The 12,037-nt window shown below is 46.6% G+C and carries 10 protein-coding genes and 1 tRNA gene; 9 read left to right on the top strand and 2 right to left on the bottom strand.

All coding sequences use genetic code 11. The annotated features are described in order from the left end of the window. Positions 1-9: 9 nt before the first annotated feature. The 3 genes from BM202_RS01050 (at position 10) to BM202_RS01040 (ending at position 4,482) form a co-directional block, all read left to right on the top strand. A complete protein-coding gene (locus tag BM202_RS01050; RefSeq protein ID WP_093822617.1) occupies positions 10-474 on the top strand; it encodes an Lrp/AsnC family transcriptional regulator in 465 nt (154 codons plus the stop codon). Further along, complete coding sequence (locus BM202_RS01045; protein WP_093822616.1) at positions 471-3,002, top strand: serine hydrolase; 2,532 nt, start codon at positions 471-473, stop codon at positions 3,000-3,002. Before BM202_RS01050 ends, BM202_RS01045 begins: the two co-directional genes overlap by 4 nt. A 460-nt stretch (positions 3,003-3,462) precedes the next feature. Then, entirely contained in the window at positions 3,463-4,482 is a 1,020-nt protein-coding gene (locus BM202_RS01040) for a DUF2652 domain-containing protein (RefSeq protein WP_177236479.1), read from the top strand. 324 nt (positions 4,483-4,806) lie between these two features. Here the strand turns inward: BM202_RS01040 and BM202_RS01035 are convergent, their stop codons facing one another. After that, complete coding sequence (locus BM202_RS01035) at positions 4,807-6,630, bottom strand: CocE/NonD family hydrolase (RefSeq protein ID WP_093822614.1); 1,824 nt, start codon at positions 6,628-6,630, stop codon at positions 4,807-4,809. 180 nt (positions 6,631-6,810) lie between these two features. Between BM202_RS01035 and holA the strand changes: the two genes are divergently transcribed. From holA to BM202_RS01015, 4 genes are all read left to right on the top strand, one after another. After that, positions 6,811-7,845 (top strand): DNA polymerase III subunit delta, encoded by a 1,035-nt coding sequence (gene holA / locus BM202_RS01030; protein WP_093823555.1) that lies wholly within the window; start codon positions 6,811-6,813, stop codon positions 7,843-7,845. A gap of 150 nt (positions 7,846-7,995) precedes the next feature. Beyond that, the gene (locus BM202_RS01025; RefSeq protein ID WP_093822613.1) at positions 7,996-8,409 is read left to right on the top strand and encodes a response regulator; all 414 of its coding nucleotides are present in this window, start codon (positions 7,996-7,998) and stop codon (positions 8,407-8,409) included. A gap of 73 nt (positions 8,410-8,482) precedes the next feature. Continuing rightward, positions 8,483-8,929, top strand: a complete 447-nt coding sequence (locus BM202_RS01020) for a hypothetical protein (RefSeq protein ID WP_093822612.1) — start codon at positions 8,483-8,485, stop codon at positions 8,927-8,929. Positions 8,930-8,994: 65 nt separating this feature from the next. Further along, positions 8,995-9,372: a hypothetical protein gene (locus BM202_RS01015; RefSeq protein ID WP_093822611.1), complete on the top strand. Its 378-nt coding sequence runs from the start codon at positions 8,995-8,997 to the stop codon at positions 9,370-9,372. A 426-nt stretch (positions 9,373-9,798) separates the two neighbouring features. Here BM202_RS01015 and BM202_RS01010 read toward each other — a convergent pair. Then, positions 9,799-9,875 (bottom strand) — tRNA-Met (locus tag BM202_RS01010). A gap of 115 nt (positions 9,876-9,990) precedes the next feature. Between BM202_RS01010 and BM202_RS01005 the strand changes: the two genes are divergently transcribed. Beyond that, positions 9,991-10,383 (top strand): START-like domain-containing protein, encoded by a 393-nt coding sequence (locus BM202_RS01005; RefSeq protein WP_093822610.1) that lies wholly within the window; start codon positions 9,991-9,993, stop codon positions 10,381-10,383. 114 nt (positions 10,384-10,497) lie between these two features. Continuing rightward, the gene (locus tag BM202_RS01000) at positions 10,498-12,000 is read left to right on the top strand and encodes an LptF/LptG family permease (RefSeq protein ID WP_093822609.1); all 1,503 of its coding nucleotides are present in this window, start codon (positions 10,498-10,500) and stop codon (positions 11,998-12,000) included. Positions 12,001-12,037: the final 37 nt, after the last annotated feature.

Here is a 12,037-nt window from a genome sequence, read left to right as displayed (position 1 = left end):
AAGTTGATTATGCTCGATGACGTTGACCTTCGTTTACTCGCCCTGTTGCAACAGAATGCCAAACTCACGATTAAGGAGTTGGCTGAGCAGCTCAGCATGACCACCACGCCCATTTTTGAGCGTATCAAACGAATGGAGCGCGACGGGGTCATCGAGCGTTACGTAGCGCTGATCAATGCTGAGAAAGTAGGACGGCCGTTGGTGGTGTTTTGCAACGTATCGATGCCGGATTATACGCCCGAAAACATTGCTGAATTTGAAGAAACCATACGCCAGATGCCCGATGTACTGGACGCGTATCATCTGGCCGGAACCATTGATTATCAATTGAAAGTAGTGGCGTGTGATATTAAACAATACGCTCAGTTTCTGCAACAACTGGCTAAACTTCCGATGATACGTGTTCACAGCAGCGCCATTGCGCTCTATGCCGTTAAGCAGTCAACCGTTGTGCCAACAACTCTCAAATCATGAAGTCAAACCTACTTCGCTACGTTCTTCTTGCCTTCGTAATCGGGCAGCTTACGGCTCAGGCACAATCTGTTACGTCCCTGCTGGCCACTCGCCTGAAAACGCTGGATTCTACCTTGACCGTACTTCACGACCGCGCTATGTTTAATGGCGTCGTGTTAGTGGCCGAGCAAGGTAACGTGACCTATGCGAAGGCATTAGGTACCGCCAACATCGCCACCAACGAACCGCTAAACACCAGTTCCGCATTTAATCTGGCGTCGGTGTCGAAGCAGTTTATGGCTATGATGATCATGCAGTTGCAGGAGCGCGGCAAGCTGCGGTACGATGAGCCCGTGCACACGTATCTGCCCGATTTTCCGTACGAAAAAATCACTGTTCGGCATTTGCTGAATCACACATCGGGTTTGCCCGAATACTTCGATCTGGCGCAGAAATACCTTGGCCCACTCGATACGCTCACCAATGAGGGGATGCTTCAGTTGCTGCATCAATACAAACCGGCGCTTGTTTTCCAGCCCGGCGACCGCTGGGAATATTGCAACACGGGTTACGTACTGCTTGGGTCGATCATCACGAAAGTAGGCGGGATGCCCATCGAAACGTTTTTTGACCAGCATATTGTCCGGCCGCTCAAGCTGAAAAATACCTACATCTATTACCACAAAAGCCGGACAACGCCCCGAAATCGGGTATTTGGTTTTCAGCGGCAGAATGGCAAAAACGTACCAAATGACCTGATTCGAATAGATGGGGTCATTGGTGATGGGAACGTTTATGCATCCGCCGAAGACCTGCTGGTCTGGGATCAGGCGCTGTATACGGAGAAACTGATTAAGGCCAGTACGTTACGCGAAGCCTTCACGCCCGTAAAACTCAACTCGGGTGCTACGTATCCCTACGGGTTTGGCTGGATGATTGAGGAAGGTGGTAACGTGATTAAACACACAGGTGGCTGGGTTGGCTTTCGCACGCTAATTATCCGGTACATCGACAAAAAACAAACGGTGATTGTGCTGACCAGCGGAACAAGTGCAGCAGGTCGGGTGACGGAGGAAATTCTGGCGGGTAAGGCTCCTGTGTTGGCTCAAACAAAGCTGATCACGAACATTCGGCTCATCGACGGCACGGGTTTGGCGGCTAAAAAAGCGGCTGTCCGACTCCAGAACGATAGAATCTGGGAAGTAGGGGAGCTAACAGCCTTCCCGAATGAGCCAGTCACTAACGGCAGCGGGATGGTGCTGGCACCAGGATTCATCGATAGCCATAGCCATCATGATTGGGGCCTCAAACCAGATGCGCTTCCGGTAATCAGTCAGGGCGTTACGACGATTGTGGTGGGGCAGGATGGGGGAGGCACGCCAATGGATTCGTTGCAAGCCCGATTGAAACGGCAACCCGTGGCGGTGAACGTAGCGAGTTACACCGGCCATGCCATGGTACGACAGAAAGTTATGGGTGCTAATGGACTCTACCGGACCGCCAAACCTGACGAAGTTGCCCGCATGAAAACCATGCTACGCACTGAGTTACATAACGGTTCGCTGGGACTTTCGACGGGGCTGGAATATGAATCGGCCTTTTTCTCGAACCGCGACGAAGTCATACAACTGGCGCAAGTCGCGGCCGATTCGAATGGCCGGTATATCAGTCATATACGTAGCGAAGACATGATGATCGACGATGCTATCGACGAGATTATCCAGATTGGCCGAATCACGAAAATGCCCGTTCAGATTTCGCACATCAAAATCGCGCTTCGTGATCAATGGGGACAATCGAGTCGTATTCTGGCGCAACTGGAACAGGCTCGCTCCGAGGGGATTAACATCACCGCCGATTGTTACCCGTATGACTACTGGATGTCGACACTACGGGTGCTTTTCCCGAAGCGCGATTATACGAATGCGGCCAGCGCAGAGTTTGCAGTCAACCAACTCTTCGACCCTATGCAATCGGTGTTGGTACGATTTGCGGCCAATCCGTCGTATGCCGGTAAAACCATTGACGACATTGCCCAGTTGCGCCACGAAAAATCAGCTCAAACACTCATGGGCCTGGTCGCCGAAGCGTCGGCCTTCTCCCGGAAAAACCCGGATGCAGACGGAATTGAAGGCATTATGGGTAAGTCGATGGATGAACCGGATGTAAAGAATTTTCTGATCTGGCCGCATACCGTCATCTGCTCCGATGGTGCGTATACGGGTCATCCGCGGGGTTACGGCGCGTTTACGCGTGTGCTGGGCCGCTACGTTCGTGACCAGAAACTGATGCCACTCGAAACGGCCATCTACAAGATGACGGGCCTTTCGGCCGAACATCTTGGCTTGAAAAACCGGGGTATCATTGCGCCCGGTTACTACGCTGATCTGGTATTACTCAACCCCGACACGGTGCAGGACAACGCCCGAATTGGCGATAGCAGCGCGCTGTCAACGGGTATTGAAGCCGTTTGGGTCGCTGGAAAGCTTGTGTACAAAGAGCAGAAAGCGACGGGTGAGCAGCCGGGTGTATTGATTCGGCGAGAATGATTTTAATACGTTCTGTTCTTCGTTCACGCTTGGCTTTCCGACCGGACTGGCGTACCAGGGTAGACTAATTCTAGGAACGCCGACCCGTGTCTAAAAATATAAACAAGGCCAGAGGCATTTAGAAAATAGCCCACCCTGGTAGGCCAGCCCGGTCGGAAAACCGAGTATAAACAGAATGAATACGGCAAAGGTCAGCAGGCTTGCAAGCCAAAAAGTAGCCGAATCGAGCGGAGTTGTATCCAAAATGAAGTGGTTGGATTAATCAGGCATTTTTGCATAAAAATGGTGACTATACTACGTATTCACGACGCGAAAGTATGGAAATTGGTGTGTTGAAAGGCCATTTTTTTGCGGTTCACATGATTTCAATCCTGACTATCTTAGCAACTTATTCATTCCTACTATGGCCCAGACTAACGCAACGATACTGATTCCGGATATCAGCGGATTTACAGCGTTCATGACAACGACGGAACTCGACCATAGCTCACACGCCATCAATTTACTCATAGATGAGATATTGACTGCCGTGGGTGATGAGTATGACGTATCAGAAATTGAAGGAGATGCTGTTTTGCTGATAAAAAAAGGACCAGCGCCTGCCAAAAAAGAAATACTGAACATCTGCCTTAAAATATTTAACGCCTTTCATTTTAGACGGATGTGGATTCAGCGCTATACTGTTTGTCCCTGCAAAGCCTGCCAATCTATCAGTAATCTAACCTTGAAGTTTGTCGTGCATCATGGACCGCTGGCGGAAATAAAAGTGGGCCATTTTACAAAACAATCGGGACTGGAAATGATTGTTGCCCATCGGTTGCTGAAAAACGACATTGAAAATCATGAGTATTTACTGATAACAGAAAAACTTCTGCAACAGGAGGCTGATGCATCGGAAACGGAGGACATGGAATGGACAATTTCATCGTCAGAATATGATTCGATTGGTAAAGTGGATTATCGATTCACCATGCTGAACGGACTACGGAAACTAGTTCCTGAACCACCGGCCCCATCGGTTTTTTACCGTACGGATACTACGCCTTATCATGAAGTTAAAATAGCGGCAAGCGTTCGTGATGTTTACATGACGTTTGTCATGAATATGGCCAACCGCGCTGAGTGGGTTCCCGGTTTGCAAAAAGTAGAACAGGACATTCCTGAAGTGTTTATTGGCAGCGTTCATCGTTTCACTTTCGACGACTACGAGGCCATCATATCACCACGACGAATGACCATAACCGAGGATGGCTTTATTTATGCTGAAAGTTGCCAGATTACAGCGATGAATCTCTCACTAATTTATGAATATGTATTTAAAGAAATTAATGAAAAGACCAGCTGTTTTCGCTATCGTTTTATGAATGCCAGCGAATCTACGTTAACGAATGATGTAAATGCTACGTTACTTGAGCGACTGGGACAAATGGCTGAAGGATTTAGGAAATATTGTGAGGGAATAGTTGAATTTGATCTTTAAAATTTATACGATTTTTTAATGTAAAACAGATCTATTGTTTAGCGCGAAATAATCGCCAGGTTGATAATAATTAGTATAGTTATTTATTTTACAAACTATAGCTAATATATGTAAATACACTTCTTTGAATTATAGTAAAAATTCACTATTATTAAAATTCAATATATGGATCAGTTTTTTTACATTAAATCATTTTCTGTCATACTGATGGAGCCCACCCGCCCGGCTCCATCAGTATGACAGAAAGGCCTTTTTAAAATAACATATGCTATGTACATTTTTGGGCTAAGTTGAAAATATTGCAAAACATCTGCCTCGAAAAGCTCATTTCCCAACCACACTTAATTCCAGATGTGAGGGCGATGTAGCAGATCGGAAAATGGTATGCGTGGCTTTTTGATAATCGGTTTCTTTGGCCTCAAAAATATTCGGTATAAACGTCTGGGGATTGCGGTCGATAATGGGAAACCAGGTGCTTTGGATTTGCACCATCATCTTGTGGCCTTTCTGGAAAACGTGATTGATCGTGTGTAGATCAATCGAATACGTTTCCGTCTTATTCGGCTGAATGGCTTCCGGTTTTTCGAAACTGTTCCGGAATCGACCCCGAAAAACGTCATTCGCAATCATAAACTGGTAGCCGCCCATGGCTGGGTCCTTCGGGTAATGAGCCGGATAGACATCAATCAACTTCACGACCCAGTCGGCGTCGCTGCCGGTGGTGGCGGCAAACAATTTGGCCAATACCTCGCCCGTCACCGTTACGTCCTCTTGTAGTACGTCGGTTTCCCAGGAAAGTACATCCGGGCGGTTATGCACAAACCGCTGATCCTCAGTCAACCAGGTGCGCCAGCGGGAACCGGGTCCGTAAGTAGCTTCAATAGGGCGCGTACGATAGGGAACGGGTTGGGCCGGGTCCGATACGTAGGCATCGGCGCCAGATGCGACGTTGGGTGCGTCGAAGGACAGTTTTCCGTTCGCCTGAAAATAAAGATTACGTTTGGTCGCTTCTTTCGGAGGCCAGGTTTCGTAGCGTTTCCAGGTGTTTGAGCCTGTCTGGAACGTAACGGCTTCGGCAAAATTTCCCGCGCCCTTCCCCTTCAAATAATAGGCAAACCACGGCGCCTGAATCTCTTTTCGAAACGTAACGGATGTTGCCGTATCGAACTTGATATTTCCTAAGGATCGGCCATCACTCCGGCCCCAGCCACCGTGGTTCCAGGGGCCAGCTACCAGAAAGTTTTTATGCGATTTATCCTGCTTTTCCCAAAGCTGATACGCTTTCAGTGGGCCGTAAAAATCTTCCTGATCCCACCAGCCCGCTACGTTCATAATGGGAATTTTCGGGCTGTCGATGCGGGAGATCAGCGATTGCTTCTGCCAGAATTTATCATAATTGGGGTGTTTAGCAAAGTCGTTCCAGGTAGGCAACTTCTCCTTGAAGTACAGCTTGTTAACGTTCGACAACGGCCCTAGTTTCAGGTACCAATCATACGTATCATAACTGGGAAACGGAAATAGCGAATCCGTTTTGGTCGCTTCTTCCATGAACGCATATTCAAACCCATAGCTCAGCCTAAACGCGCCATTGTGGTGAAAATCATCGCCCAGAAACATATCCGATGGCGTCGCCTGTTCCGAAACGGCTACCAAGGCCGGGTGCGGATCAATGGCCGCAATCGCCGTTGTCCAGCCCGCGTACGAGATTCCATACATGCCTACTTTTTTATTGTTGTTGGTAATATTCGCCAGCAGCCAATCGATGGTATCATACGTATCGGTGCTTTCGTCAATGGCTTTCGGGTCTTCTTTGTTGCGGCTGAACCGTTGCATCTCAAACGTGCCTTCTGATTTATACCGCCCCCTAATATCCTGATAGACAAAGATGTAACCGTCGTCGGCCATGTCTTTTACGTACGGTATACGATCCGGACTATCGGTCTCACTGACGCCGTACGGGGTACGGGTCAGCAAAAAAGGTAGTGGCTCTTTACTGGCTTTAGGTGTGTAGATTACTGTATTCAAGCTAACCCCGTCGCGCATACGTATCAATACTTCCCTGCGTTCGTAGGAGCCGGGTGTTTGGGCGATCGATGGCAACGCCAAAAGCAGAAATAGTCCAGGTAGCCAGCGGGAAATGATTTTCATGGAGTGAAGCGTCTGTGAGTGAGGGAATAAAGATAGAAAATAGAGCCACTTTTCGACAGGATTTAGAGGATAAACAGGATTTATTTATCATCTCTGATCGTGTTTTATCCTGTAAATCCTGTCGAAAAACACTTCATGGCTTACTTTTGTAGTCCGAATACCGTAAACCAATACCCGATTTTGATTCCTGCCGTCGACGCCCTGTTGAAAGACATCCGTAATAAGCGGATTGCCCCCGTTTATCTGATTCACGGCGACGAGCCGTTTTACCTAGATCGTATTGCCGACGAACTCGAAAAAGTGGCTGTACCGGTTGCTGAGCGGGGATTTAATCAATTTGTCCTGTTTGGCAAAGACACCGATGCCGGAGCTGTTTTGAACTACGCCCGACGCTATCCCTTCATGGCTGAACGTCAGTTGGTACTTGTCAAAGAAGCTCAGCAGATGAACGGCATCAATGACAAATCGACTCAGACCCTGTTTGAGGATTATGCGCTGAACCCGTTGACTAGTACTATTCTGATGCTCTGCTACGTCAAAGAAGAGGGAAAACCAGCGCTCGATGAGCGAAAAGCCTGGGTAAAAGCCTTTGGCGCAAAAGGCAAGCTGCTGGGTGTCAAGAAGCTGTACGACAATAAAATTCCGGATTGGGTAGGGGAATACTGCCGCGAACAGGGCGCAAAGGTCAGTCCCAAAGCCTGCCAGCTTCTGGCCGACCACATCGGCAATGACCTCAAACGACTGGCGAGCGAGATCGACAAAATTCTGATCAATCTCCACGTTGGCGAAGAGATTTCGGCGGCTACAGTTGAGCGGTTAGTTGGGATCAGTAAAGAATACAACGTATTTGAACTACAAAAAGCCCTCGCCCAGCGAGACGTCGTGAAGGCCAATCAAATCATTGACTATTTCGGGCGAAACCCAAAGGATAATCCACTAGTGGTGATTCTGGCGCAGTTATTTGGCTATTTTAGTAAGGTGCTGCTTGTTCAGGCATCCAAGGATCAGACTGACAAAGGGCTAGCTCCTTTGTTGGGCGTCAATCCGTTTTTTGTGAAAGATTACCTCTCGGCCGCCCGCACGTTTCCGCTGCCCAAGGTAGCTGCTATTATTCAGGCCATCCGTCGGGCCGACGCACGGAGTAAAGGAATCGACTCACCTACCATGACCGAAAGTGATATCCTTCGTGAGCTGGTTTTTGACATACTGCATTGACGATTTTATCTGTAACAGACTAATATACAACTCATTCTACGCCCTGTCAGTAGTTAATCAAGAATATAATAAACAATTTGGCACTAGATAGGGTACAACTAGAACCTACTAACAGGAAGGTAGCGTAATTGTCTATTATCATTAACACGGATGAATACTGATAAAGCCTGGATAGCACTTCTGGATGAGGATGAAGATGATTTTCTTTTCTGGCAACATGGCTTTCGAAGCTGGGCGGGGGCCGTGGAGCTAAAATGGTTTAAGTCCGCCGAATCCTTTCTATCGGAGACCGCAACAGGTCCCAAGCCTATTGCAGTGGTACTGGATGGAGTTGTACCTTCGGGTGAAGAAGAAGCGTGGTTAAGCACGTTTTTGGCTAATGACTGCTGCCAGAATACGCCCATTTATATGCTCACCGGGCAGTTTAATGAAGACGACCAGCAAATATACCTGGCACTTGGCGCGACAGGTTATCTGATTAAACCAACTAGCGGAGAGGAGCTGCAACGTATCGTTGTTAAGGTAAGTGGTTCCCAATCTACGGCTTCCGTGGGCCTTGAGTAGCAATCACTCAATGTCATTATTTGGTCGCTTAGGCAGAATTAAGAATATTTGTGGTCGTTTTTAAATCAACACCATGAAGTATCCTCTTTTTCTGTTCGTCGGTTTTATCCTCTTCTCGTTCAAGCTTAAAGCGCAACCTTTACCCCCTGGAGCGACTGGTATAGAATTGACCACTACGTTATCCGACTCTACATTATTTGAATCGGTTCAAGCCTACCTGGAGAACGAAGGATTTTCGATCGAAAAAGCCGATGAAGAGACAGCTACTGTTGTTACCGAATACAAAAATGTTTATGGAGAAACGGAGATACGAATAATGGCACGTATTGAAAATAGCGTGGTTATGTTTACGGCTCAAGGTACCTTCGAAGCAAAGGGACAGCAGTTCGTAGATGAACCCCTGGCTAATGAGGGGCCTGAGGATGAATCCATAAAAGGCGGTTTTATTTCCTTCAATGGAATCATTAACCGATACGCGCAAACGCTTGAGCAGGCTACATTAGAATATACGCTACCCTAAAACTGTCGATTTGTAACGAGGTGGGGCTCCGTTTTAATCCAACTTACTATGTCATACTAAGACGTATGAAAACAGAGGTATTGCTACTGTATGTATTATTCGTAGCCTTTTCCTGCGGTGAACCCAGCAACGAACAAGTTCAGGAACGGATTGATCAGTCGATTTTAAGTTACTTTAACGATTTTGATGATTGGTTTACTTTAAAAAATAAGCCAAGGTATGAAATCAAAACCACTGATTTTAAACGAATTAATGCCACTGGATTGCCCTCGCCCGAATTAAAAGGCAACTTAGCTGAAAACGCGGCTCTTTATTATACAACGACAATTGTAACGAAAACCGTTGATAGCTTAGTTATCCAGGATACCGTTCACTGCATTCTGGATAAAAGTTTTAACGTAATTACTTCAACGGGTTTGGCAGCCAATAAACCGTATCCCTGATCGTACTGAAGTCTATAATAGGGAGGCCTTGTACGATTTCAATCCTATCGACGATAGCCAACGAGGTTCTTATATTTTCAAATGTCGGGCGTATCTGACCGCTCAAATCACCTGTTGCCATCAGATCGCCTTTTTAATACAAAAGGCGCTCCCCACAGATGTAAACCTGTTTTCCAGGCAAGTCTGGCTCTATTTATAAAGATAACCCGATCGTGAAATTTCGTTTGATTGCGCCTGGCTGGTGGCGTTGAGAAGAAGAACACTGAACTGAGCAGGAGATGTAGGAAGACTTAAGAAAACAAGGGATAGTTTTACGTTTAGACGATGGCCAACAGTAGGAGAAAGTATCGATTTACATTAAATCCGGCCCTCCCTGAAAAGAAATAACGCTTAACCAATTGACCAGCAATTAGTTAAGCGTTATTCTGGTAGCGGGGAGCAGGATCGAACTGCCGACCTTAGGGTTATGAATCCTACGCTCTAACCATCTGAGCTACCCCGCCGTATTGATGCCACAAAAGTAAGGAAAAATTGACTTAAGACAAAAAACATCGTTGACTTTCGCAAAAAAAATCGTTTACCTTTGCTAATATCGCCATTTATAAAGTAGCTCGAATTATGGAGAAAATAAAATTTATTACTGAATACGAACTCCGGGCATCTCCAAAAATGCTTTTTCCGTATATCAGCACGGCGTCGGGTCTATCGCAATGGTTTGCCAGTAAGGTAAATACAATGCCTGAACAACGGTTCGATTTTCAGTGGGACAATGAAAGCCATATTGCCCGACAAGTATCCATGCGACAGAATAAAGGCGTTCGTTTTGAATTCTTAGATACGGCTGAGCCAGGTACCGACAATAACTACGTTGATTTCCGGGTTGATCAGAGTGAACTGACACAATCGACGTTTTTGCGGGTTACAGACTATTCCTCCACAACGGATCAGGAAGAACTCAAAGATCTGTGGGATGGCTTAATGGATAAACTAAAGGAAATCGTAGGAAGTTAAAGTTTGTTAATGGGTAATGGAAAATGAACCGCAGGGCGGCCCCGAATGTATAATGTGATTGACGTCTTATTGTAATAGACATTATCCATTTTTCATGCTGCATTATCCATTTTAATGAAGAAGATAGATAAGTTAGTGCTCGGCTCGTTTTGGGGGCCGTTTTTTTTAACCCTGGGGGTCGTCATCTTTATATTTCTGATGCGACTGCTGATGTTCTATATTGACGAGTTTGTCTCGAAAGACCTCGATCTGGCTACCTTCGGCCGACTACTCTTCTACTTTGCGCTCTTAACTATTCCGACTGCCTTGCCACTGGCGGTGTTGCTCTCCTCGCTGATGACATTTGGGAATCTCGGTGAGTTCTTTGAGCTGACCGCCCTGAAAAGTGCCGGCATTTCGCTTACCCGAGCCATGCAGCCACTGCTTGTTGTGGCAGTTGGCATTAGCGCTTTCTCATTCTGGTTTAATAATTCAGTCGCGCCCTGGGCTAACCTGAAAGGGTATAGCTTACTCTATGATATCAAAACAGCCAAAGCTACGCTAAACCTGAAAGAAGGTATTTTTTATAATGATTTGCCGGGGTATAGTATTAAGGTTGATCATAAAGTTAAAGCTGCGAAAGGTAGTACAACCGGCGATTTATTGAAGGGGCTGATCATTTACAAACAACCAACGAATGGTCTTGAGTCGGGCAATCGCGAGATTATCCTGGCCGATTCGGGGCGCATGTATACGGATAAGGACCGTACATACCTCGTTTTTCAGCTATTCAACGGCAACGACTATCAGGAATATTCAGACAACACCATTAGCTATACCAGCAGTGGGGGGGCGGCTCAGGGTGCCCAGTTTATGCGAAATGGTTTTAAAGATTATCGGCTCGTCATCAGTCTTGAATCGTTTGGTATTAAACGTACCGACGAGAATCAGTTCGAGTACCACGAGTACATGAAGAACCTTAAGGAGCTCTCTACCCTGACAGATTCTTTACGTAAAGATTATAACCGGATAAGCCTAAGCGTAGCCGGTACATCGCGTCAATACTATAATTACCAGTTTAAAGCGGATGCCGTGCTCCGGCAAAAAACAGTGAAAGATGGAAAATGGGTGGACTCGCTCTTGAAAAAACGCGCCGTGCCCCGTCCCGATTTAATGCAGATGGCGTTGAGTCAGGCGCAAAATATTTTGTCATACTCAACGTCGAACGTAACGTATCTAACTGAAAAAGAAAAGAATGTCTGGAAATATCAGTTAGAAAGTCATCACAAATTCACACAGGCCATCTCGGTCTTTGTTATGTTCCTGATTGGCGCATCCATGGGAGCAATTATTAAAAAAGGGGGATTTGGACTACCCGTGCTCGTTTCTATTGCGTTTTTCATTGCCTTATACGTACTAACCCTAGTCGGCGATAAGTATGCGAAAGAAGGCTTGCTGTGGGTGCCGCTTGGTGCCTGGATGGCTAATCTGGTCCTGTTTCCCGTTGGTCTGTTTTTGATGCAGCGCGCCCGGCATGATTCGCGCTTATTTGATAAGGATGTATATACGATTGCCTGGGAACGATGGAAACGTAGATGGGCTGCCCGTAAAAGTCGTCGGTCAATAGTTGTCAGTTAACAGAGGTTTATAGTCCTCAGTAGAAAAACTAAAGCCT

The organism is Spirosoma endophyticum, from assembly GCF_900112365.1.
Taxonomy (GTDB): Bacteria; Bacteroidota; Bacteroidia; order Cytophagales; family Spirosomataceae; genus Spirosoma; species Spirosoma endophyticum.
This window is presented reverse-complemented; position numbering and strand designations above follow the sequence as displayed.

Coding starts and splice junctions, on each gene's coding strand:
- BM202_RS01050 (WP_093822617.1), top strand. CDS start 10: ATGCTCGATGACGTTGACCTTCGTTTACTCGCCCTGTTGCAACAGAAT.
- BM202_RS01045 (WP_093822616.1), top strand. CDS start 471: ATGAAGTCAAACCTACTTCGCTACGTTCTTCTTGCCTTCGTAATCGGG.
- BM202_RS01040 (WP_177236479.1), top strand. CDS start 3,463: ATGACAACGACGGAACTCGACCATAGCTCACACGCCATCAATTTACTC.
- BM202_RS01035 (WP_093822614.1), bottom strand. CDS start 6,630: ATGAAAATCATTTCCCGCTGGCTACCTGGACTATTTCTGCTTTTGGCG.
- BM202_RS01025 (WP_093822613.1), top strand. CDS start 7,996: ATGAATACTGATAAAGCCTGGATAGCACTTCTGGATGAGGATGAAGAT.
- BM202_RS01020 (WP_093822612.1), top strand. CDS start 8,483: ATGAAGTATCCTCTTTTTCTGTTCGTCGGTTTTATCCTCTTCTCGTTC.
- BM202_RS01015 (WP_093822611.1), top strand. CDS start 8,995: ATGAAAACAGAGGTATTGCTACTGTATGTATTATTCGTAGCCTTTTCC.
- BM202_RS01005 (WP_093822610.1), top strand. CDS start 9,991: ATGGAGAAAATAAAATTTATTACTGAATACGAACTCCGGGCATCTCCA.
- BM202_RS01000 (WP_093822609.1), top strand. CDS start 10,498: ATGAAGAAGATAGATAAGTTAGTGCTCGGCTCGTTTTGGGGGCCGTTT.